We start from the raw sequence: 22,092 nt of genomic DNA, 5'->3' as shown, positions 1-22,092 counted from the left end.
CATCGTGAGCCTCCAGGACGCCGTCGGCGCCGCCGTGGGCGCGGTGAGCGACCCCGAGCTGCGCCGCCCGCTCGCAGAGCTCGACATGGTCCGCGACGTCTCGGTCGACGGGGCGCAGGCCCGCATCGAGATCGCTCTCACGATCGTCGGCTGCCCGGCGTCGGATCGGATCGAACGCGAGGTACGGGACGCGGCGGCATCCGTCGACGGGATCGACGAGGTCGAGGTCGTCCTCGGGGTGATGTCACAGGCCGAGCGCGCCGCCCTCACCGAGCGGCTCCGCGGCGGGCGGACCCGCACCATGCCCTTCGGCCCCGACACCCTCACCCGCATCATCGCGGTCACGAGCGGCAAGGGTGGGGTCGGCAAGTCGACCCTCACCGCGAACCTCGCCGTCGCGCTCGCCGAACGGGGCCTGTCCGTCGGTCTCATCGACGCCGACGTCCATGGTTTCTCGATCCCCGCGCTCCTCGGTCTCACGGAGGCGGACGGGCTCCCCCCGCAGCCGACCCGCATCGACGACCTCATGCTGCCGCCCGTCGCGTACGGCGTGAAGACGATCTCGATCGGGATGTTCCTCCCGCGGGATCAGCCGGCGGCGGCGGTCGCCTGGCGGGGGCCCATGCTCCACCGCACGGTGCAGCAGTTCCTCACGGACGTGTTCTTCGGCGACCTCGACATCCTTCTCCTCGACATGCCGCCCGGGACCGGCGACATCGCGATCTCGGTGGGGCAGCTCCTCCCCCACGCGGAGGTCCTCGTCGTCACGACGCCGCAGACGGCGGCATCCGACGTCGCCGTCCGCAGCGGGCTCGTCGCCGGGCAGACGGGCCAGCGCGTCATCGGCGTCGTCGAGAACATGGCCGCGATGACGCTCCCGGACGGCTCCGTGCTCGACCTGTTCGGCTCCGGAGGCGGCGAGGCCGTCGCGCAGGCGCTCTCCCGCGCAGGCGCCGCAGCGGAGAGCATCGTGCCACTGCTCGGATCGGTCCCGCTCAGCGTCGGGCTCCGCCGCGGCGGCGACGAGGGCGTGCCCGTCGTCGTCCGCGATCCGGACGATCCGGCCGCACGCGCGATCGACGCCGTCGCGGATGCGCTCGTGCGCACGGCCGGGCGCCGCCTCGCCGGGCGCCGGCTCCCCGTCACGCCACGCTGACGCGCCGCGCCTCCCCGGTCGGTCGGGCGATCAGGTCGCCTCGGTGTCGTAGGGCACCACGGCGTCCGGGTCGAAGGCGGATGCCAGGGGCACCGCCGCGGTCGCGACGGCCGCCGCTCCCGCCGCCGCCGCCCGTACGCTCGGCACGGGGGCGTCATCGAGCAGCGCATCGCGGATGATGCGGCGCGGGTCGTACTGACGCGGGTCCAGACGGCTCCACTGCACGTCGTCGAAGTCCTCGCCCATCTCCTCCTTGACGCGCGTACGCGCGCCCGACAGCCATTCGCGCGTGCGCTTGGTCAGCCGGGCCAGACCTTCCGCGTAGCGCGGCAGCCGCTCCGGGCCGAGCAGGAGGGCGGCCACGATGAGCAGGAGGAGGAACTTCTCCATGTCGTAGCCGAAGAACATGACTCCAGGTTACCCGTGCGCCTCCCCGACGCGGCTCCGAACCGGCCGTACGCTGAGGACGAAGGAGCACTCATGGCTGAAGCAGATGCGATCCGTCGATTCGCCCTCGAGGCGACGATCGAGCCGGACGCCATCGAGCGCGCCCGCGCGCGGGCCGTCGAGATCGGCGCCGACCCGATCAGCGCCGCCGTCGGCGCGCAGATCGCCGTGCTCACAGCCGCCACCGCGGCCCTCAACATCGTCGAGATCGGCACCGGTGCGGGAGTGTCGGGCCTGTGGATGCTGCACGGCTCCCCCCGCGCGACGCTCACGACGATCGACAAGGAGCCGGAGCACCTCGCCGCCGCCCGCGCCGCGTTCACCGACGCGCGCATCGCGCCGGCGCGCGCCCGCTTCATCACGGGCCGAGCCGCCGACGTGCTCCCCCGCATGAACGAGGCCTCCTACGACATCGTCCTGGTGGATGCCGATCCGGAGGGCGTCATCGAATACGTCGAACACGGCCTGCGGCTCGTGCGCGCGGGCGGCACCGTCCTCGTGCCGCGTGTGCTGGCGGGCGGAGGCGTCGCCGACCCCGTGCGCCGCGACGCGGTCACCACCGCGTACCGCTCGCTCATCCAGGAGACGCAGTCCTCCCCCGCCGTCCTCGGCGCCCTGTCGATCGTCGGCGAGGGCCTGCTGCAGCTGACGACGGTTCCGGCCGACCAACGCTGACCAGCGGCGAAAGGCCCCGGGGAACGCCCCCCGGAAACGCCGCACGGCCGGTCCGAAGACCGGCCGTGCATACGGATATCGCGCGTCAGGCTGCGCCGACGACCCCACCGAGGACGCCGTGGAGTTCCTTCGCCTCGTCATCGTTGACGGAGACGACCAGACGGCCACCACCTTCGAGGGGAACGCGCACGATGATGAGGCGCCCCTCCTTCACGGCCTCCATAGGTCCGTCTCCGGTACGCGGCTTCATGGCTGCCATGGCAGACTCCTTTTGCTCTTCGGACAACACTGAGAGTTTACCGGTACTGCGCGACACTCGCGCTCACGCCCCGGATGTCGGGGCATGCGGATCGGGGGATCGCGGCCTCAGGGGATCTGAGTGAACGTCGTTCCCTGGACGAGCATCTGATCGATCCAGCACCACTGCAGGAGGACGCACACGGCGAGGACGGCGACCCGCCAGGCGGTGCGCCGCGGCACGGCGAGCGCTCCGGCGAGCGGGGCGAGCGGGAGGAGCAGCCGGAAGATGCTCGACTGCGGGAAGAAGACGAGCAGCAGGTAGAGCGCGTAGCTGGCCGACCACAGGCGGATCTCGATCCCGAGGCGCCGGACGCGCGGATCGAACAGCAGCGCCGCCGCGAACGCCGCCACGAGGACCGCCAACGCGACGTATCCGCCCCACTCCGGGAGCCCCCAGATCCGGAACCAGATCGCGGATGCCTGCACGAATCCCTGGAAGGGGACGAACCCGCCCTCGTCGTCCCCCGTCCATCCGCGGCGCCAGGAGAGCTCGGTCTCCAGGTACGCCTGCGGGTCGCCGGTGACCCAGCCCGCGATCATCTGCCAGGCGAAGCCGAGGACCACCGCGAGGGCACCCGCGCACACGATGTGGACGATGTCGATCGTCGGGAGCGGATCGACACGACGGCGCGCCCAGCGCACGATCCCATAGGCGCCGAGCATCAGCGCGAAGGCGAGGATGCCGGGGCGGGTGAAGCCGAGGAGCGGCAGGAGCAGGTACAGCCACGCGAACCGGCGTCGGACGACGACGAGGAGAGCGAGGAACAGCCAGAGGAGGAAGAGGCTCTCGGCGTAGCCCATCTGGAAGAGGGCGGCGAGGGGCCCCGCGGCGACGAACGCCACACCCCAGAGCGCCGCGCGGTCGCCGATCCCCGCGCGGAGCAGGTGGAAGAGCACGAGGCAGGCGAGGTAGCCCGCGACGAGCGCGACGATGATCGCGGCGAGCGGGTACTGCCCTCCGAGGATCACGGACAGCGCGCGGGAGAGGGCCGGATACAGCGGCATGAAGGCCCAGGCGTTCTGGGTGACGTTCCCCGCGGCATCCAGCGGCAGGTCGCTCGGGTACCCGGCCGTCCCCACGACCCAATACCACTGGCCATCCCATCTCATCGACAGGGAGCCGATCGTGGCCGCGGTCCCGGTGGCGCGGCTCGCGATCTCGGCGCCGACGAGGAGGAAGACCGTCGTGATGATCCGGGCGGCGATGTAGATCGCGGCGATCGCGACGGCGGGGCGCAGCACCATCCGATGCGCCCCGATCGCGACCGCCACGCGCCCGCCGGTGGGCGCCGGCCCGATCGGGTCGCCCGAGAGGGCGCCGGTCACGACGCGGTCAGCCACGCACGCAGGCCCTGCTCGACGGCTTCGATCTGCGCGTAGGAGACCTGCTCCTCGTCGTGGTGGGCCAGGCTCGGGTTCCCCGGGCCGTAGTTGACGGCGGGCACGCCCATCGCGGCGAAGCGGGCGACGTCGGTCCACCCGTACTTCGGGCGGGGCTCCGCACCCACCGCGGCGAGGAACTCCTGCGCGAGCGGCGCGTCGAGACCCGGGCGGGCGCCGGCGGCCCCGTCGACGACCTCGACCTCGAAACCCTCGAGCACACGGCGCACGTGCTCCTCCGCTTCGGCCAGGGAGCGGCTCGGTGCGAAGCGGAAGTTGATCTCGACCTCGCAGAGGTCCGGGATGACGTTGCCGGCGACGCCGCCCGAGATCCGCACCGCGTTCAGACCCTCCCGGTAGACGAGGCCGTCGACGGCGATCTCCCGCGGACGGTATTCGGCGAGGCGGGAGAGGATCGGCGCGGCACGGTGGATCGCGTTCTCGCCCATCCACGCGCGCGCGCTGTGCGCACGGACGCCGTGCGTGCGGACGACGGCGCGGAGCGTGCCGTTGCAGCCGCCCTCCACCTGTCCGTCGGACGGTTCGCCGAGGATCGCGAAGTCGCCCGCGAACAGGTCGGGGCGCGTACGGGCGAGGCGTGTGAGGCCGTTGAGGTCCGAGTCCACCTCCTCGTTGTCGTACCACATCCACGTGATGTCGACCCGGGGGGCGACGAGCTCGGCGGCGAGCTTCAGCTGAACGGCGGTGCCGCTCTTCATATCCACCGTGCCGCGACCCCACAGGTATCGCTCGCCGTCGACCGTCACGTCGCGGGTGGGGACGTTGCCGTTGATGGGCACGGTGTCGATGTGCCCCGCGATCACGACCCGCTGGCTCCGCCCGAGGCCCGTGCGCGCGACGATCGTGTTCCCGTCCCGGTGGACGTCGAGGTGGGCGAGCGGCGCGATCTCCGCGTAGATGGCATCGGCGAGCTCCGCCTCCTCCCCCGAGACGCTCGCGATGTCGCAGATCGCTCGCGTGAGGTCGACGGAACCGATGCTGAGGTCGAGGCGCGCCATGGCGTCGAGTCTAGCCAGCCGCCCCGATGACCCGACCCGCGCCTCCGGCCCGACTCCGACTCTCGGTTCGGGGTCGCGCCACCGCGCCACTACCCTGGAACGATGACCGAACAGCGTTGGATCTGGGGCGCGGGCCTCGCCACCACGGCCGCAGACGGCACCGTCCTGGACACCTGGTTCCCCTCGCCTGCCGTCGGCCGCGCGCCGCAGGATGCGGACACCTCGGCCCTCGACGCCCAGGCCGGACCCGACGAGAGGCGCGACGTCACCGTCGAGGTCGTCATCGTGGAGATCGACCTCGACGCCCCGCCGCAGGCGACGAGCGACGCGTACCTGCGCCTGCACGCCCTGTCGCACCTGCTCGTCCTGCCGAACGAGGTGAACCTCGCGGGCATCTTCGCGCACCTGCCGAACGTCGCCTGGACGGGCGCCGGCCCGGTCCACCCGGACGCGTTCGCCCGCCTGCGCCCGCAGCTGCAGCGCGCCGGCATCCAGCTCCAGGGCCTCGACAAGTTCCCGCGGCTGACGGACTACGTCGTCCCGGCGGGGGTGCGGATCGCGGATGCCTCGCGCGTGCGTCTCGGCGCCCACCTCGCGCCGGGGACGACCGTCATGCACGAGGGCTTCGTGAACTTCAACGCCGGCACCCTCGGCGCCTCGATGGTCGAGGGACGGATCTCCCAGGGGGTCACGGTCGGCGACGGCTCCGACATCGGCGGCGGCGCGTCCATCATGGGGACGCTCTCCGGCGGGGGCGCGCACCGCGTGTCGATCGGCTCGCGGACCCTCCTGGGCGCGAATGCGGGCATCGGCATCTCCCTCGGCGACGACTGCATCGTCGAGGCGGGCCTGTATGTCACGGCCGGCTCGAAGATCGTCCTCCCGAACGAGAGCCCGCTGCACGACGGCTCCCGTCCGATCGTCAAGGGCGCCCAGCTGTCGGGTCAGAACGGCATCCTCTTCCGCCGCAACTCCCTCTCCGGGGCGATCGAGGCCGTCCGCCGCGAGGGCGTCGGTGTGACCCTCAACGAGGCCCTCCACGCCTGACGAATCCCCGCCGGACCTCCCGGATCAGGACGAGAGCAGCGACAGGATGCCCGTCCACAGGCACTGGAACACGAGCATCCCGAGGCTGTAGCCGATCGCGGCGCGCAGGATCTCCGACTCGCGCCCCGACAGCCCGACGGCGCCCGCCGCGATCGCGATCGACTGCGGCGAGATCACCTTCGCCGTCGTCCCTCCCGCCGTGTTGCCGGCGACCAGGAGCGCCGGATCGACCGCGATCCGTTCCGCCGTCGCGACCTGCAGCGGAGCGAACAGCGTGTTGTTGTTGACCACCGAGCCCGTGAGGAAGACGCCGATCCATCCGATGATCGGTGCGATCCACGGGAAGACCGGTCCGACCGCGGCCAGGGCGCTTCCCATCGACACCGATCCGCCGGAGAAGTTCGCGATGTTCGCCAGCACGAGGATGATCGTGATCAGCAGGAGCGCCTGCCAGAGCTCGCGGATCGTCGCGCGCAGCGTCGCCCAGAGCTGCCGGGCCTGCAGGCGGGGCGTGGTCCAGAAGGTCACGAGAACGGCGAGCAGGATCGCCGTGCCGGTCGCGTTCACCGGCGTGAAGGCCCACGCCGCCGCGACGACATCGCCCTTCGCGTTCGCGATGACGCCGGTGAGCCCCGGCACCGGCACCGTCAGCACGGCGGCCGCGAGCGGCCCGTCCGGGGCGAACAGGGCCTTGAAGGCCGGCAGGCTCCAGATCAGGATGAACGCCGTGAGGATGTAGAACGGGCTCCACGCGACGAGCACCTCGCGCGGGGAGTGGCGTTCGATGACCGGCACCTCCCCGCCGCCCTCGCGGAAGATGCGGGCGGGCTGCCACACGCGCCCGAGCAGGAAGAGGGCGACCATCGCCCCGAGCCCCGCCCCGAGATCCGCGAGCTCCGGGCCGAGGAACCACAACACACCGGCCTGGACGCCGCTGAACACGATCGTCACGATGAGGGTGGCGGGCCACGTCTCGCGGAGCCCGCGCCATCCGTCGAGGATGACGACCAGCAGGAACGGGATCAGCAGCGTGAGCGGCTGGAGGATCAGCACCATCGCGCGCGAGAGCTCGTGGACGTCGATGCCGCTGACCTGGGCCCCCACGATGACCGGGATGCCGATCGCCCCGTAGGCGCCGGCGCCCGCGTTGGCGACGAGCGAGATCATCGCGGCCTTCACCGGACGGAAGCCGAGCTGGACCAGGAGTGCGGCGCAGATCGCGATCGGCACGCCGAAGCCCGCCGCGCCCTCCAGGAACCCGCCGAACGCGAAGCTGATCAGGAGCACCTGGATGCGCTGGTCGGGCGAGATGCCCGCGATGGACGAGCGCACGACATCGAAGCGACCGCTCTCGACGGCGATCTTGTAGAGCCAGACCGCCATGACGATGATGTACGCGATGGGCCAGAGGGCCGTGAGGAGCCCGAGGAGCCCGGCGCCGGCGACGTGCTCCGCCGGCATCCCGAACGCCCACAGCGCGACGACGATCTGCGCGCCGAGGGCGATGAGCCCCGCCCACAGGCCCTTGAGCCGGAAGACGACGAGCGAGATCAGGAAGACGAGGATCGGGACGGCCGCCACGAGGGCGGAGAGCCATAAGGCCCCGAGGGGATCGGTCGTCGCAGCCCACATGGTCGTCTCCGCTCGTGCGTCTGCGAGTCACCCTAGCGGCAAGCTACGCTCGGGGGCATGAGCGAGCGGATGCCGAAGAAGGCCTACGAGCGCGAGCTGAAGGCGCTCCAGGCGCAGCTCGTCGACATGCAGGCGTGGGTGCAGTCCACGGGCGCACGGGTCGTGGTGATCTTCGAGGGGCGGGACGCCGCAGGCAAGGGATCGACCATCAGCCGGGTCTCGCAGTACCTGAATCCGCGCGTCGCGCGGGTGGTGGCCCTCCCGACGCCCACCGAGCGCGAGAAGTCGCAGTGGTACTTCCAGCGCTACGTCGCGCACCTGCCCGCCGCGGGCGAGATCGTCCTGATGGACCGCTCCTGGTACAACCGCGCGGGCGTCGAGCACGTCATGGGCTACTGCACGAACATGGAGTACCACCGGTTCCTGCATCAGGCGCCCATCTTCGAACGGATGCTGGTCGAAGACGGCATCCTGCTTCTGAAGTACTGGTTCAGCGTGTCGGACATCGAGCAGGAGAAGCGGTTCCGCTCTCGCAACGAGGACCCGATGCGGCGGTGGAAGCTCTCCCCCAACGACGTCCTGTCGATCACCAAGTGGGAGGACTATTCGCGCGCGAAGGACACGATGTTCGTTCACACCGACATCCCCGAGGCGCGGTGGTTCGAGGTCGACAACGAGGACAAGCGCCGCGGCCGGATCAACATGATCCATCACCTGCTGTCGCAGATCCCCTACACACCGGTCGAGCGCGATCCGATCGAGATCCCGCCTCGCCCGGCATCCGGGGGCTACGAGCGTCCACCGCGCGAGCTGCAGAACTACGTGCCCGACTACGCCGCTGAGGTCATCGCGCACGGCGCCTGATCGCACCGTCGGAGCACACCACCAGAATCGGAGAACAGCACCAGAATCGGATGCCGCGGCCCGGACTCTCCGATTCTGCGCGCGTTCTCCGATTCCGGTGCGCCAGGCAGGCTCATTGGCCACGCCGCCAGGGGCCCTCGGGCGCGTCCGCGCGCCAGTGCACACGGGGGCCCTCGACCTCGCGCACGAGACCGGTCAGCCAGTACGTCTCATCGGGGCCCCACCCGCCGATGACGCTCGAGTACTCGGCGTCGACGACGATCTCGCGCGTCGCGGCGGTGAGGTAGGCCCAGCCGGTGAGGTGCACGGCATCCCAGTCCTCGGCGACGCGCCCCCAATCCGGAAGCAGCCAGCGCCCCTCGCGACCCGTCACGCGATACCAGTCGTGGCGGCGGCTCGCGGTCACCTCCCGCGGGTAGGCGCCGCACAGGTGCGCCCACTCCGCGGCACCGCGGATCTCGTACGTCTGTCCGGCGCCGCGCACCGGCACGGCGACGGCGCGCGTCCAGCCGAAGCCGTCTTCCACGTAGGGGATGCCGGCGGGCAGGCCCGGCGCATCGGGCACGCGGGTCAGCCCCTCCGGGAGCTCACCGGTGGTGTGCGGAGCACCCCAGGGGTGCGACCACCACGCGCCGCTGAAGGCCGCCGTCACGTCCGCCGGACGCTCGCGGCGCGCCCGCGACTCGTCCTCGGCAGCGTCCGTGCTCCAGCGCCCCGCGGCTGCGGGCGCCGGATCGAACGGCGCACCGTCGCCGGAGGGGTCGAACTCGACCGCCCATTGCGACGCGGTCCGGTCCCGGCGCCACCATGCGGCGTCGGGGTGCGCGTCGAGCCACGCCGCCGCCTCCGTCAGCGCCGCCCTCACATCGGGGTCGGCGGCGACGATGTCCATGCCGTCCGGCGCCTGCCAGTACCGCGCCGAGTCGACACCGCGGAGCAGCGCCGCCGCGAGCGCCTCGCCGTCGGGAGCGAGCGGCCCGAGCTCCCGGGCGGCGCGGATCGCCTGCGCGAGCTGCGACAGCGTCGCAGACTCGGGCGCGGCATCCGCCTCGTCGCCGGCACCATCGGTCTGGCCGGCATCCCCCGGTGCGGTGAACGTCAGTCGGGTGATCGCGGCCCCGGCATCCATATCGGCCTGATATGCCAGCTCGAACAGCGCGCGCCGTGCGTCCTCCGACAGCAGGGCGGTCACCAGTTCAAGCACCACCCTCCGGCCGCGCGGACCGGCGCACAGGTTCTCGCTCATCCGTTCAGCGTGGCACAACCCCCGCCGCAGCCGTCGACCCGTTCCCGACCTCATCGCCGCCGGAGAACACGCACAGGATCGGATGCCGCGAGCCGTGTTCTCCGAATTCGCTGCAGTTTTCCGAATCGAATGCGGCGGATGGCGGGGTCAGAGGCCGGGGTAGTTCCGCTCCGGGGCGCCCACGTACAGCTGCTGGGGACGGCCGATCTTGGTCTGCGGGTCGTTCTGCATCTCGGTCCAGTGCGCCAGCCAGCCGGGCAGGCGACCGATCGCGAACAGCGGCGTGAACATCCGCGTCGGGAAGCCCATCGCCTTGTAGATGACGCCGGTGTAGAAGTCGACGTTCGGGTAGAGGCGACGCTCCTTGAAGTAGTCGTCGCTGAGAGCGACCTCTTCGAGCTCCTTGGCCAGGTCGAGCAGCGGGTCATGGACGCCCAGCTCGGCGAGCACCTCGTCGGCCGACTCCTTCACGAGCTTGGCGCGGGGGTCGAAGTTCTTGTAGACGCGGTGCCCGAAGCCCATGAGCTTCACCCCGTCCTCCTTGTTCTTCACGCGCTCGACGAAGCGCTGCACGCTCTCACCCGAATCGCGGATGCGCGCGAGCATGTCGAGGACGGCCTCGTTGGCGCCGCCGTGGAGGGGACCGTAGAGGGCGTTGATGCCCGCGGAGATCGACGAGAACTGGTTCGCACCCGTCGAGCCGACGAGGCGCACGGTCGAGGTCGAGGCATTCTGCTCGTGATCCTCGTGCAGGATGAGGAGGCGCTCGAGGGCCCGCGACGTGACGGGGTTGACCTCGTACACCTCGGCGAGGTTGCCGAAGTTCAGCTTCAGGAAGTTGTCGACGAAGCTCAGCGAGTTGTCCGGGTACAGGAACGCGTGGCCGATCGACTTCTTGTGCGCGTAGGCCGCGATCACCGGAAGCTTCGCGAGGAGGCGGATCGTGTTGAGCTCGACGTGCTCGGGGTTGTTCGGGTCGGACTGGCCCTCGTAGTAGGTCGACAGGGCGGCTGTCGCCGCCGACAGCACCGACATCGGGTGCGCGGTGTGCGGCAGCGATGAGAAGAAGCGCTTGAGGTCCTCGTGCAGCAGCGTGTGATGACGGATCTTGTCGTCCCACTCGGCGAGCTGGTCCGCGGTGGGCAGCTCGCCGTAGAGCAGCAGCCAGGCCACCTCGAGGTAGGTGCTGTTCTTCGCGAGCTGCTCGATCGGGTAGCCGCGGTAGCGGAGGATGCCCTCGTCACCGTCGATGAAGGTGATCGCGGACTTCGTGGCCGCCGTGTTGACGAACCCGTAATCCAGGGCGGTGTGGCCCGTCTGCTTCGTGAACGAGGCGAAGTCCACACTCGGGACCCCCTCGGTGCCCGAGAGAATCGGCAGCTGAGCGGTCCGCTCTCCGACGGTGACGGTCGCGGTCTGGGGGTTGCCCGTGTCGCTCACGAAGCCTCCTTGCAGTCGTCTGGGGGTCTTGTACAGCCTACTGGCCGCGCGGGCCTACTCCGATCCCCGCCAAAGGATCGTCGAATGGACCGGAGGAAACCTACAGTCAGCGCAGGCGCTCCGCCGCGGCGGCGATCCGTTCGTCGGTCGCCGTCAGAGAGAAGCGGACATGCTGCGGAAAGTGCTCGCCGTAGAAGTGCCCGGGGCCGGCGAGGATGCCGCGCTCGGCGAGGCGACCCATCGTGACCCAGGCGTCCTCCCCCTCCGTCGCCCACAGGTAGAGCCCGCCCTCCGAGTGATCGATGCGGAAGCCGGCGGCCTCCAGCGCCGGCTTCAGCACGCCGCGACGCGCCCGGTAGCGGTCCCGCTGCACTGCGACGTGCGCGTCGTCGCCGAGAGCTGCGGTCATGGCTGCCTGCACGGGCGCGGGGAGCATGAGCCCGAGGTGCTTGCGCGCGGTCGTGAGGCGCGCGACGATCTCGCGGTCGCCCGCGAGGAAGGCGGCTCGGTACCCCGCGAGGTTCGACTGCTTGCTGAGCGAGTACACCGAGAGGATGCCACGGCGGGACCCGTCGGTCACCCGCGGGTCGAGGACGCTCGGAACCGGCTCACTCCCCCATGGACCGTCCCAGCCGAGCTCGGCGTAGCACTCGTCCGAGGCGATGACGGCGCCCAGCTCCCGGGCCCGCGCGACGGCCGCGCGCAGCTCCGCCACACCGAGCACGCGCCCGTCCGGGTTCCCCGGCGAGTTGATCCAGACGAGCTTCGTGCCCTCGGGCCACTGCGCGGGATCGTCGGATGCCACCGGCGTCGCTCCGACGAGCTTCGCGCCCACGGCGTAGGTCGGGTAGGCCGCGCGGGGGTGGACGACGACATCCCCTGCGCCGAGGTCGAGGAGGAGGGGAAGGAGGGCCACGAGCTCTTTCGAGCCGACGGTGGGCAGCACGTCGTCGACTCCGAGGCCCGGGACTCCGCGACGGCGGGCGTACCAGGCGGCGATCGCTTCGCGGAGGGCCGGCGTGCCGACCGTCTGCGGGTAGGCGTGCGCATCGGTCGCCGAGCGCAGGGCCTCCGCGACGACGTCCGGCGTGGGGTCGACGGGCGACCCGATCGACAGGTCGACGAGGCCGCCGGGATGCTCGGCGGCACGGCGCGCGTACGGGGCGACGGCATCCCAGGGGTAGTCGTCGAGGTCGCGGACGGCCACCGGGGCTCAGTGCTCCTGCGGAGGAAGGGCGGAGATGACGGGGTGATCCTTCGCGATGACGCCGACCTTGGCGGCGCCGCCGGGCGAGCCGATGTCGTCGAAGAACTCCACGTTGGCCGTGTAGTAGTCCTGCCACTCGTCGGGCAGGTCGTCTTCGTAGTAGATCGCCTCGACCGGGCAGACCGGCTCGCAGGCACCGCAGTCCACGCACTCATCGGGATGGATGTAGAGCGAGCGCTCACCCTCGTAGATGCAGTCGACGGGGCATTCGTCGATGCAGGCTCGGTCCTTCACATCCACGCACGGCAGGGCGATCACATACGTCACACCCCGAGTCTAGTTCGTGGCGTCGTCCTCGGTCGCCGCGTCCGACACACTCCGCCTCGAAGGGCCGCGCCGCGCATCACTCGGAAGGCTCGGCCACCCGACGATGATGGCCGCCACGAGGGGCACGGCGATCGTCCAGATGATCCCGGTGGACACCTGTCCGCCCGCCGGGGCGGGGACGACGATCGAGCCGCCGGGGCCCTTGCCGGAGAAGACGAGGGTCGCGATCATCGCTCCGAGGCCGGTCGCCAGCGCCGTCCACCGGTCGGACGTGAGCGTCCGCACCGCGAGGAGGAGCGCCGCGACGCCGACGATCGCGATCACGAGGCCGAGCGGGAGCACTCCCCACGTCGCCGCCTGCCCGATCGTGCCGGCGACGCCGTAGACCAGGCCGATGACGAGGGCGACGGCCCAGGTGGCCACGCGCGTCCAAGAGAATCCCACACGGGGAGTCTAGGCTCAGGCGGCGATCCCCCACATCCGCAGGAGCGCCGCCACGAGCGCGCCGGAGGCAACCACCACGAGGAACGGAGCCCGGACGGCGAGCAGCCCCGCGGCCACGATGAGGGCGGGGACCCGGGCATCCATCACGATCTGCTGCCCGACGCCGAGAGTCTGCACGGCGACGAGCGCGCCCAGCAGCGCGACGGTGAGGAGGTCGACGATCCGCGAGGGCGCCGGGGCCGCGAACCACCGCGGCGGGATCACGTGGCCCAGCGCCTTGAGCGCGACGCAGAGGAGGGATGCCGCGAGCACCGCAGTCCAGAGCGAGGGATCCGGGGTCACGCGGCATCCCTCCGCCCGAGCCAGTTCGTCCAGCCGACGATCACGGCGACAGCCGCGGCGACGAGCACCGGGATGCCGGGGAGGAGCACGGGCGTGAGCACCGCGGCGACCACGGCGGCCGCGACGCCGACGGCGATCGCCTGCCGCTGCGACAGACGCGGCCAGAGCAGAGCGAGGAATGCGGCGGCCGCGGCGGCGTCCAGCCCGTACTGGCGCGGGTCGCCGAGGACGTCCCCGAGGAGGGCACCCAGGAGCGTCGTGAGGTTCCAGCCGAGGTAGATGCCGATGCCGGTGACCCAGAAGCCGATCCGGCGGGCGCGCGGCTCGGCGTGGGCGAGGGCCACCGCGGTGGACTCGTCGATCGTGAAGTGCGGAGCCAGGATGCGCGTCTGCGGACCGGTGCCGATGAGGGGCGCCATCCGCAGCCCGTACGCGACGTTGCGGACGCCGAGGAGCCCCGCCGACGCGATCGCCGCCGGCGCCGCGGCGAGGCCCCCGGCGCCGATCACACCGATGAAGGCGAACTGCGACCCGCCCGTGAACATGACGAGGCTCAGCACGCAGGTCTGCCACACGTCCAGACCGGAGGCCACCGACAGCGCTCCGAAGGACACGCCGTAGGCGCTCGTGGCGAGCGCCACGCCGAGACCCTCCCGCCAGGCGCGGCGCTCGGCGGCGCTCCGTTCGGTGTCGTCGGCCATGACCTCATCATCGCGATCCCCCGGACGTTCGTCAAACCGAACGATCGTTTGTGATAATGAACGATATGGACGCTCTCGGACCCCGGATCTCCCGCGCGCTACGGCGCGAACGCGACCGCGCCGGCCTGAGCGCCGCGGAGCTCGCCCGCCGCGCGGGGGTCGGCAAGGCGACGGTGTCGCAGCTCGAATCGGGCGCGGCGAACCCGAGCGTCGAGACCCTGTGGGCGATCGCGACCGCTCTGGGCGTGCCCTTCTCCGTCTTCGTCGACGAGCCGGAGGACGCGCCCACCGTGATCCGCGCGGGCCAGGGCGGCGGCATCCGGGCCGCGGACGCACCTTACGAGGCGCTGCTGCTGGCCGCCGGGGCACCGCACTCGCGGAGCGATCTCTATCTCGTGTGCGCAGAGCCGGGCCGACCCCACGCCTCGGCGCCGCACTCGGCGGGCACGATCGAGCACGTCGTCATCGTCTCGGGCGCCGCCCTCGCCGGCCCGTCCGATGCCCCGGTCGAGCTCGGCCCGGGCGATTACATCCGCTACCGGGGCGACGCCCCCCACCTCTTCGAGGCGCTCCGCCCCGGCACCAGGGCCACCCTCATCTCGGAGGTGCGCTGACCCCGTGGCTGCTCGTCCGCGGGGCGCGGCCCGCCGGAGGAGACGGGCGTAGGAGTAGCGTGCGGGGCATGGAGCGTCTCTTCGGCATGCCCGTCGCGCGGGTCTATCCCCTCTACATCGCGAAGGTGGAACGGAAAGGACGCACCAAGGGTGACGTCGACGAGGTCACACGCTGGTTGACCGGCTACACACAGGGCGAGATCGATGCGCACCTGGCATCCGGCACCACGTTCCGCGACTTCTTCGCGCAGGCGCACCTGAACCCCCACGCCGCGCTCATCACCGGCACGATCTGCGGCGTGAAGGTTCAGGAGATCGCGGATCCGCTCATGCAGCGGATCCGTTATCTCGACAAGCTCGTGGACGAGGTCGCCAAGGGCAGACCCCTCGAGAAGATCCTCCGCGCCTGACGAGCCGATCGCGGGCGGCCCGTCAGGGGCGGGAGAGATCAGGCGTTCGCGTCCTGGCGCTTCGCGCGCGAGGCGGCGCGGCCGCGCTCGGTGGCATCCAGCACGACCTTGCGGATGCGCACCTTCTCCGGCGTCACTTCGACGCATTCGTCGTCGCGGGCGAACTCGAGCGACTCCTCCAGCGTGAGCAGGCGCGGCGGCGTCATCGACTCGAAGGAGTCGGAGGTCGACGAGCGCATGTTCGTCAGCTTCTTCTCCTTCGTGATGTTGACGTCCATGTCGTCGGCGCGCGAGTTCTCGCCGATGACCATGCCCTCGTAGACCTCTTCGGTCGGCTGCACGAAGAAGCTCATGCGCTCCTGAAGGGCGATCATCGCGAACGGCGTCACGACACCCATGCGGTCGGCGACGATCGAGCCGTTCTGGCGCGTCGTGATCTGGCCGGCCCAGTCGTCGTACCCGTGCGAGATGGCGTTCGCGATGCCGGTGCCGCGCGTGATCGTGAGGAACTCGCTGCGGAAGCCGATGAGACCGCGGGACGGGACGACGAACTCCATCCGGACCCATCCGGTGCCGTGGTTGGTCATGTTGTCCATGCGGCCCTTGCGGGAGGCCATCAGCTGCGTGATCGCGCCGAGGTGCTCCTCGGGGGCATCGATCGTCAGGTGCTCGAAGGGTTCCTTGAGCTTGCCGTCCTCGCCGCGCCTGGTCACGACCTGCGGCTTGCCGACGGTGAGCTCGAAGCCCTCGCGGCGCATGTTCTCGACGAGGATCGCGAGGGCGAGCTCACCGCGCCCCTGCACCTCCCACGCGTCCGGGCGGCCGATGTCGACGACCTTGAGCGACACGTTGCCGATGAGCTCGCGGTCGAGGCGGTCCTTGACCATGCGCGCCGTGAGCTTGTGGCCCTTGACCTTGCCCATGAGGGGCGAGGTGTTCGTGCCGATCGTCATCGAGATGGCGGGGTCGTCGACCGTGATCGCGGGGAGCGGGCGGACGTCTTCGGGGTCGGCGATGGTCTCGCCGATCGTGATGTCGGGGAATCCGGCGATGGCGACGATGTCGCCCGGGCCGGCATCTTCGGCCGGGTAGCGCTCCAGTGCGCGGGTCTTCAGCAGCTCGGTGATGCGGGCGTTGCTCGTGGTGCCGTCGGAGCGGACCCACGCGACCGTCTGGCCCTTCTTCAGCGTGCCGTTGAAGACGCGCAGGAGCGCGAGGCGGCCGAGGAACGGGCTCGAGTCGAGGTTCGTGACCCACGCCTGCAGCGGCGCCTCGTCGTCGTACGCCGGTGCGGGCACGTGCTCCAGGATCGCCTCGAACAGCGGCTCGAGGTCGTCGTTGTCGGGCAGCGTGCCGTTCTCCGGGCGGTTGCGGGATGCCGCGCCGGCGCGGCCGGACGCGTAGACGACCGGGACATCGAGCAGAGCGTCGACGTCGAGGTCGGGGACATCGTCGACGAGGTCGCCGGCGAGGCCCAGCAGCAGGTCGTGAGCCTCCTCCTCGACCTCGGCGATGCGCGCGTCGGGACGGTCAGTCTTGTTCACGAGCAGGATGACGGGGAGCTTCGCCTCGAGCGCCTTGCGCAGCACGAAGCGCGTCTGCGGGAGGGGGCCCTCCGAGGCATCCACGAGCAGGACGACGCCATCGACCATGGAGAGACCGCGCTCGACCTCGCCGCCGAAGTCGGCGTGGCCGGGGGTGTCGATGACGTTGATCGTCACCGGGACGTCGGAGTGGATACCGCTGTAGGTGATCGCCGTGTTCTTGGCGAGGATCGTGATGCCCTTCTCGCGCTCGAGGTCGTTCGAGTCCATCGCGCGCTCCTCCATGTGCTCGTGCGAGCCGAAGGATCCGGTCTGGCGGAGCATGGCGTCGACGAGCGTCGTCTTGCCGTGATCGACGTGCGCGACGATCGCGACGTTGCGGAGATCCGGACGGAGGACGTGCGCCATGGGTGACCTAACGAAGGGAGAGAAGAAAGAATGGGATGCGCCCCGAGCGGAGCACATCCCATTCTACAAGGCAGGACCGTCAGGGACGGTCAGACCTCACTTCTTCCAGCCGACGATCGTCCAGTCGACGGGCGAGTAGCCGAACATCGCGGCCCCGTAGTTGACGAGACCCTGCTTGACCGCCCACACGTTGGGCAGCGGCGCGATCGGGAACATCGGGACGTACGACCAGATGGTGTCGTTGATCTCGTTGGCGATCTCGATCCGCTTGTCGGGGTCGAGCTCCGTGTTGGCCTTCGTCCACAGGTCGCCGAGCTTGTCGTCAGTCGTGCCGGTGAAGTTCTGACCCGAGTCCAGCGGGTAGAACAGCGCCTCCGAGGAGGAGATCGGGAAGGGCGTGCCCTGCCACGAGAAGGTGACCATCTCGAAGTTGCCCGGGATCACGTAGTCGCTGAAGTACTGCGCGGCGGGAACGGTGGTGAGCTCGACGGGGATGCCGAAGTCACCGAGGTCGGCCTGGACCTGCTCGGCACGCTGGATGTTGGTCGCGGTGTCGGCGGGAACGGTGACGGTGAGCTTGAGCGCCTCGCCGTCCTTCATCCAGCTGTCGCCCTCCTTCGTGTACCCGGCATCCTTCAGGAAGGTCTCACCGGCCGCAGTGTCGTACGGAAGCGCCTTGTCCTGGTAGCCCTCCTGGCCGGCCATGAAGATGTAGTCGCCCTGCGTGACCGCGGGGACCTCGACCGGCGTGTTGGCCGCGGCCGAGATCTGCTCGCGGTTGACGACCGACGCGACGGCCTTGCGGACGTTGACGTCGGACAGCGGTCCTTCCTTGGCGTTCATCGTCACGTGCGTCCAGGTGAGACCGTTGGTCGCCTGGATCTCCGCGTCCTCACGCGACTTCGCGGTCGCGAAGAGGTCGGCGTTGGACGAGATGTACAGCGCGTCGATCTCCTTGTTGGCGAACGACGACCCCTGCTGGGCCTGGCTGACGACCTTGAACAGGATGGTCTCGAGCTTCGGCTTCGCACCCCACCACATCGGGTTGGGCGTGAGGGTGATGACCTGACCGGTCTGGTCGATCTTCGAGATGGCGAACGGACCGGAGGAGGGCAGCGCCTTGGCGGTGTAGCCCGTGTTGAAGGCGACCGGGTCGTTCGCGACCGCGGCCGGCAGCACGCCACCGAGGAGGGACTGCCAATCGGCGAAGACCGAGCTGAACGTGATCTTCACGTCGAACTCGTCCGAGCCCTGCTCGACGGAGCCGATCTGGTCCCACCCGGTCGTCGAGACGACCTGGTAGTCGGCGTTCGAGCCGTTGAGGGCCTTCCACGTGGCCTCGTAGTCGGCCACCGTGATGGGGGTGCCGTCCTCCCAGACCGCCTTCGGGTTCAGCTTGATCTCGACGACCTGCGGGTCATCGCTGACGAGCTCGACCGACGACGCGTAGTCGGGGTTGACCTCCGTCGCACCGTCGGTGGTGATCCGCAGCGGGCCGCCGGCCGTCGACGACAGGATCGTGTTCGTGTCGACGTCGTTGCCGTCGATCTGCGAGTTGTTGTAGTTGACGGGGAGGGCGCCGACCGCGAGGTTCAGCGTGCCGCCGTCCTGCACATCGCCGGCCGCAGCCGCATCCCAGTCCACCGTGGGCAGTTCCGCAGACGGGCTGTCGCTCGCGTTCGGCGCCGTGTTACCGGCCGCACATCCCGCGAAAACCAACGCTGCGGCACTGAGCACCGCGATGGCGCCCAGCGCCTTCGCACTCCGTGTCCTCATGTGATCTTTCCTCTCGTTACCTTGGGGGGCCCGGCGAACCTGGTGCCGTCGCCGGGAGTCTGTGTCAGGACGTGGCGGCCAGAGCCGCCTCGTCGACGAGCGCGGAGCGATCCGCATGGTGGCACGCGACACGGGTGCGTCCGTGCGCGAGGAGTTCGGGATCCGACGTCCGGCAGCGCTCCTGCGCCGCCTCGTCGAGGAGCGCGTAGAGCGGGCAGCGGGTGCGGAACCGGCATCCGGTGATCTCCTGCGTCGGGCTCGGCAGATCGCCGTTGAGGAGGATGCGGGTGCGTCCCCGTTCGATGCGGGGGTCGGGGATCGGGGCGGCCGAGATGAGCGCCTTCGTGTACGGATGCCGCGGGTTCTGGAACACATCGGCGATCGGCCCCTGCTCGACGATCGCGCCGAGATACATCACGGCGACGTCGTCGGCGATCTGCCGGACGACCGCGAGGTCGTGCGCGACGAAGAGGTACGACAGTCCCAGCCTCTCGCGGAGGTCCTCGAGGAGGTTGATGACGCCCGCCTGGATCGACACGTCGAGCGCCGAGACGGGCTCGTCGAGGATGAGGACGGCCGGGTTGGTCGAGAGCGCCCGGGCGATGCCGATGCGCTGGCGCTGGCCTCCGGAGAACTCGTGCGGGTACCGGTCGGCCATGGCCGGGTCGAGACCGACGAGCTCGAGCAGCTCGGTGACCCGCGCGTCGCGCTCGGACTTGGGCACACCCTGCACCCAGAGCGGCTCGGTGATGACCTCGCCGACGGGCAGACGCGGATCGATGGCGCCCATCGGGTCCTGGAAGACGATCTGGACGTCGCGGCGGAGCCCCTTGATCTGCTTCTTGCTCGCGCCCGCGACATCGACGCCCTCGATGCGGATGGAGCCGTGCTGCGGCGCGGTCATCTCCATCACCTCGAGGATGGTGGTCGTCTTGCCGCAGCCCGACTCGCCCACGAGGCCGAGCGTCCGGCCGGGGCGCAGCGTGAAGGAGACCCCGTCGACGGCGCGGACCGTGCCGACGCGGCGGGGGAACACGCCACCGCGCATGAGCGGGAAGTGGCGCTTGAGGTCGGTGACGTCGAGCACGGGCTCGCCGCCCGTCTCGGCGCGCTCCTCGGCAGGCAGTGCGTCGGGCCGCGGGAACACCTCGGAGCGCACGAGCGTGCCGTCGACGATCTCTCCGGCACGGATGCAGGCGGCGGTGTGCGCCGGGGTCGCAGGGTCGTGCGCGACCAGCACCGGCTCGACCTCACGGCATGCGTCGACGGCGATCGGGCACCGCGCGGCGAACGGGCAGCCCTGCGGCAGGTTCGCGAGGGACGGCGGGCGCCCCTCGAGCGGGACGAGGCGCTGAGTGCCGGCCGTGAGCATGTTCGGGACGGAGCGCAGGAGGCCGATCGAGTACGGCATCTGCGGAGCGGTGAACACCTCGTCGGTGGATCCCATCTCCACGAGCTTGCCGGCGTACATCACACCGACGCGGTCGGCGTGACCCGCGACGACACCGAGGTCATGGGTGATGAGGACGATGGAGGCGCCGGTGATCTCCTTCGCGGTCTCCAGGACCTCGAGGATCTGCGCCTGGATGGTCACATCGAGCGCCGTCGTCGGCTCGTCGGCGAGGATCACCTTCGGGTCGTTGGCGATCGCCATCGCGATCATGGCGCGCTGCCGCATGCCGCCGGAGTACTCGTGCGGGAACGCCCGCGCACGGCGCTCGGCGTCGGGGATGCCGACGACCTTCAGCAGCTCCACGGCCCGCGCCGCGGCGGCGTTCGCGGAGAGGTGGGAGTCGTGCAGGCGCAGCGCCTCGGCGATCTGATCTCCCACGGTGTACACGGGGGTGAGCGCGGAGAGCGGGTCCTGGAAGACCATCGCGAGGTCCTTGCCGCGGATCTTCGAGAGCTTGTTGTCGTCGAGATCCAGGAGCGAGCGGCCCTCGAACTCGATCACGCCGGTGATCTCCGCCGTCGACGGCAGGAGGCCCATCACGGCGAGCGATGACACGGACTTGCCCGAGCCGGATTCGCCGACGATCCCGAGGAACTCCCCCGGATACACGTCGTAGGAGATGCCGCGCACCGCCTGGACGGGCGAGCCGTCGCGCTGGGGGAAGGTCACGCTGAGGTCCCGGACCGACAGCAGGGGCGCGCCGGTGCGGCCGCGGGGTGCGGTGAGGAGGGCGTCAGTCACGGTTCATTCCAGACGTCGGGTCGATCGCATCGCGCAGAGCATCGCCGACGAGGCTGATCGCGAAGAGCAGGATGATGAGGACGAAGGCGGGGAAGACGAACAGCCACGGCCGCGTGACCGCGGCGGCGGTGCCGTCGGCCAGAAGCGTCCCGAGCGAGACGTCGGGCTTCTGGATGCCGAAGCCGAAATAGCTCAGCGAGGTCTCCGCCATGATCGCCGTGACGACGCCGAGGGTCGCGTCGATGATCAGCAGCGAGGCCATGTTGGGGATGATGTGGCGGCTCAGGATCGTACGCGTCGGCATCCCCATGTAGCGAGCCGCGCGCACGAAGTCGCGGTTGCGCAGCGAGCGGGTCTGCGAGCGCACCACCTGCGCCATGATCATCCAGCTGAACAGCGCGATGTAGAACATCAGCACGACCCAGGACAGGCCCTTGATGAGCGGGCTCAGGAGGATGAAGAGGAAGAAGGCGGGGATCACGAGCAGCAGCAGGATGATCCACTGGACGATGCGATCGAACCACCCGCCGATGTATCCCGACGCCGAGCCGACGGTCGCGGCGATGACCGTCGCCGTGGGACCGGCGACCAGGCCGATGATGAGAGACTTCTGCAGGCCGGCGAGGGTCTGCGCGTAGATGTCCTGGCCGATCGAGTTGGTCCCGAACCAGTGGATCATCGTGGGGCCCATGCCCATGTTCAGGACGTCGCGGTCGCTGATCGACCACGGGTAGACAAGCGGCCCGACGAACGCCCAGAGGATGACGAGGACGACGACCGAGGCGCCGATCCAGAACCGAGGCATCCGCCTCAGACGGTGCCAGACCAGCCCGGCGCGCGAGAGCGGTCGCCGCGTCTTGGTGACGTCGCTGACGCTTTCGAGGCCCTCTTCGAGGGCCTTCTCCTGCATGACCGACAT

At 70.3% G+C, this 22,092-nt stretch carries 22 protein-coding genes; 6 read left to right on the top strand and 16 right to left on the bottom strand.

The window, feature by feature from the left end:
- Positions 1 to 4: 4 nt before the first annotated feature.
- Complete coding sequence (locus J0P97_RS04515) at positions 5 to 1,156, top strand: Mrp/NBP35 family ATP-binding protein (RefSeq protein WP_215486576.1); 1,152 nt, start codon at positions 5 to 7, stop codon at positions 1,154 to 1,156.
- A 30-nt stretch (positions 1,157 to 1,186) separates the two neighbouring features.
- On the opposite strand, the gene J0P97_RS04510 is transcribed toward J0P97_RS04515, so the two are convergent.
- Positions 1,187 to 1,564 carry a twin-arginine translocase TatA/TatE family subunit gene (locus tag J0P97_RS04510; RefSeq protein WP_215486575.1) on the bottom strand — a complete coding sequence of 126 codons (378 nt, stop codon included), beginning with the start codon at positions 1,562 to 1,564 and terminating at the stop codon, positions 1,187 to 1,189.
- 72 nt (positions 1,565 to 1,636) lie between these two features.
- Here J0P97_RS04510 and J0P97_RS04505 point away from each other — a divergent pair, with 72 nt between their 5' ends.
- The gene (locus tag J0P97_RS04505) at positions 1,637 to 2,278 is read left to right on the top strand and encodes an O-methyltransferase (RefSeq protein ID WP_215486574.1); all 642 of its coding nucleotides are present in this window, start codon (positions 1,637 to 1,639) and stop codon (positions 2,276 to 2,278) included.
- A gap of 85 nt (positions 2,279 to 2,363) precedes the next feature.
- Here the strand turns inward: J0P97_RS04505 and J0P97_RS04500 are convergent, their stop codons facing one another.
- The 3 genes from J0P97_RS04500 to dapE form a co-directional block, all read right to left on the bottom strand.
- A complete protein-coding gene (locus tag J0P97_RS04500) occupies positions 2,364 to 2,537 on the bottom strand; it encodes a DUF3117 domain-containing protein (RefSeq protein WP_215486573.1) in 174 nt (57 codons plus the stop codon).
- A gap of 107 nt (positions 2,538 to 2,644) precedes the next feature.
- Positions 2,645 to 3,919 carry a hypothetical protein gene (locus tag J0P97_RS04495; protein ID WP_215486572.1) on the bottom strand — a complete coding sequence of 425 codons (1,275 nt, stop codon included), beginning with the start codon at positions 3,917 to 3,919 and terminating at the stop codon, positions 2,645 to 2,647.
- Positions 3,901 to 4,977, bottom strand: coding sequence for a succinyl-diaminopimelate desuccinylase (gene dapE, locus J0P97_RS04490; protein ID WP_215486571.1), 1,077 nt, complete (start codon positions 4,975 to 4,977; stop codon positions 3,901 to 3,903). Before dapE ends, J0P97_RS04495 begins: the two co-directional genes overlap by 19 nt.
- A 102-nt stretch (positions 4,978 to 5,079) precedes the next feature.
- Between dapE and dapD the strand changes: the two genes are divergently transcribed.
- A complete protein-coding gene (gene dapD / locus J0P97_RS04485) occupies positions 5,080 to 6,024 on the top strand; it encodes a 2,3,4,5-tetrahydropyridine-2,6-dicarboxylate N-succinyltransferase (RefSeq protein WP_215486570.1) in 945 nt (314 codons plus the stop codon).
- Between the two features lie 24 nt (positions 6,025 to 6,048).
- On the opposite strand, the gene J0P97_RS04480 is transcribed toward dapD, so the two are convergent.
- Entirely contained in the window at positions 6,049 to 7,656 is a 1,608-nt protein-coding gene (locus J0P97_RS04480; RefSeq protein WP_215486569.1) for an L-lactate permease, read from the bottom strand.
- A gap of 69 nt (positions 7,657 to 7,725) precedes the next feature.
- On the opposite strand from J0P97_RS04480, the gene ppk2 reads away from it, so the two are divergent.
- On the top strand, positions 7,726 to 8,520 hold the full coding sequence (gene ppk2 / locus J0P97_RS04475; protein ID WP_215486706.1) for a polyphosphate kinase 2: 795 nt from the start codon (positions 7,726 to 7,728) through the stop codon (positions 8,518 to 8,520).
- Positions 8,521 to 8,632: 112 nt separating this feature from the next.
- Here ppk2 and J0P97_RS04470 read toward each other — a convergent pair whose 3' ends face one another.
- From J0P97_RS04470 to J0P97_RS04440, 7 genes are all read right to left on the bottom strand, one after another.
- Positions 8,633 to 9,766 carry a hypothetical protein gene (locus tag J0P97_RS04470; RefSeq protein WP_215486568.1) on the bottom strand — a complete coding sequence of 378 codons (1,134 nt, stop codon included), beginning with the start codon at positions 9,764 to 9,766 and terminating at the stop codon, positions 8,633 to 8,635.
- 147 nt (positions 9,767 to 9,913) lie between these two features.
- Positions 9,914 to 11,206 carry a citrate synthase gene (locus tag J0P97_RS04465; protein WP_215486567.1) on the bottom strand — a complete coding sequence of 431 codons (1,293 nt, stop codon included), beginning with the start codon at positions 11,204 to 11,206 and terminating at the stop codon, positions 9,914 to 9,916.
- A 106-nt stretch (positions 11,207 to 11,312) separates the two neighbouring features.
- Complete coding sequence (gene dapC, locus J0P97_RS04460; RefSeq protein ID WP_215486566.1) at positions 11,313 to 12,413, bottom strand: succinyldiaminopimelate transaminase; 1,101 nt, start codon at positions 12,411 to 12,413, stop codon at positions 11,313 to 11,315.
- Positions 12,414 to 12,419: 6 nt separating this feature from the next.
- Positions 12,420 to 12,740, bottom strand: coding sequence for a ferredoxin (fdxA, locus tag J0P97_RS04455; protein ID WP_215486565.1), 321 nt, complete (start codon positions 12,738 to 12,740; stop codon positions 12,420 to 12,422).
- Between the two features lie 9 nt (positions 12,741 to 12,749).
- Positions 12,750 to 13,184: a DUF6113 family protein gene (locus J0P97_RS04450; protein ID WP_308163420.1), complete on the bottom strand. Its 435-nt coding sequence runs from the start codon at positions 13,182 to 13,184 to the stop codon at positions 12,750 to 12,752.
- Positions 13,185 to 13,199: 15 nt separating this feature from the next.
- Positions 13,200 to 13,526, bottom strand: coding sequence for an AzlD domain-containing protein (locus J0P97_RS04445; RefSeq protein WP_215486564.1), 327 nt, complete (start codon positions 13,524 to 13,526; stop codon positions 13,200 to 13,202).
- Positions 13,523 to 14,227, bottom strand: coding sequence for an AzlC family ABC transporter permease (locus J0P97_RS04440; RefSeq protein ID WP_215486563.1), 705 nt, complete (start codon positions 14,225 to 14,227; stop codon positions 13,523 to 13,525). Before J0P97_RS04440 ends, J0P97_RS04445 begins: the two co-directional genes overlap by 4 nt.
- A 65-nt stretch (positions 14,228 to 14,292) precedes the next feature.
- Between J0P97_RS04440 and J0P97_RS04435 the strand changes: the two genes are divergently transcribed.
- On the top strand, positions 14,293 to 14,841 hold the full coding sequence (locus tag J0P97_RS04435) for a helix-turn-helix domain-containing protein (protein ID WP_215486562.1): 549 nt from the start codon (positions 14,293 to 14,295) through the stop codon (positions 14,839 to 14,841).
- A gap of 68 nt (positions 14,842 to 14,909) precedes the next feature.
- Positions 14,910 to 15,251: a DUF2200 domain-containing protein gene (locus tag J0P97_RS04430; RefSeq protein WP_215486561.1), complete on the top strand. Its 342-nt coding sequence runs from the start codon at positions 14,910 to 14,912 to the stop codon at positions 15,249 to 15,251.
- Positions 15,252 to 15,289: 38 nt separating this feature from the next.
- Here the strand turns inward: J0P97_RS04430 and typA are convergent, their stop codons facing one another.
- The 4 genes from typA to J0P97_RS04410 form a co-directional block, all read right to left on the bottom strand.
- Positions 15,290 to 17,203 carry a translational GTPase TypA gene (gene typA / locus J0P97_RS04425; protein ID WP_215486560.1) on the bottom strand — a complete coding sequence of 638 codons (1,914 nt, stop codon included), beginning with the start codon at positions 17,201 to 17,203 and terminating at the stop codon, positions 15,290 to 15,292.
- A 96-nt stretch (positions 17,204 to 17,299) separates the two neighbouring features.
- Entirely contained in the window at positions 17,300 to 18,979 is a 1,680-nt protein-coding gene (locus tag J0P97_RS04420; protein ID WP_215486559.1) for an ABC transporter family substrate-binding protein, read from the bottom strand.
- Positions 18,980 to 19,043: 64 nt separating this feature from the next.
- Positions 19,044 to 21,173: an ABC transporter ATP-binding protein gene (locus J0P97_RS04415; RefSeq protein ID WP_215486558.1), complete on the bottom strand. Its 2,130-nt coding sequence runs from the start codon at positions 21,171 to 21,173 to the stop codon at positions 19,044 to 19,046.
- Positions 21,166 to 22,092 carry an ABC transporter permease gene (locus tag J0P97_RS04410; RefSeq protein WP_215486557.1) on the bottom strand — a complete coding sequence of 309 codons (927 nt, stop codon included), beginning with the start codon at positions 22,090 to 22,092 and terminating at the stop codon, positions 21,166 to 21,168. Before J0P97_RS04410 ends, J0P97_RS04415 begins: the two co-directional genes overlap by 8 nt.

Origin of the sequence: Microbacterium flavum (assembly GCF_018717645.1) — a bacterium.
Taxonomy (GTDB): Bacteria; Actinomycetota; Actinomycetes; order Actinomycetales; family Microbacteriaceae; genus Microbacterium; species Microbacterium flavum.
Note: the sequence above shows the minus strand (reverse complement) of the source record. Positions and strands in the feature narration are given on the sequence as shown.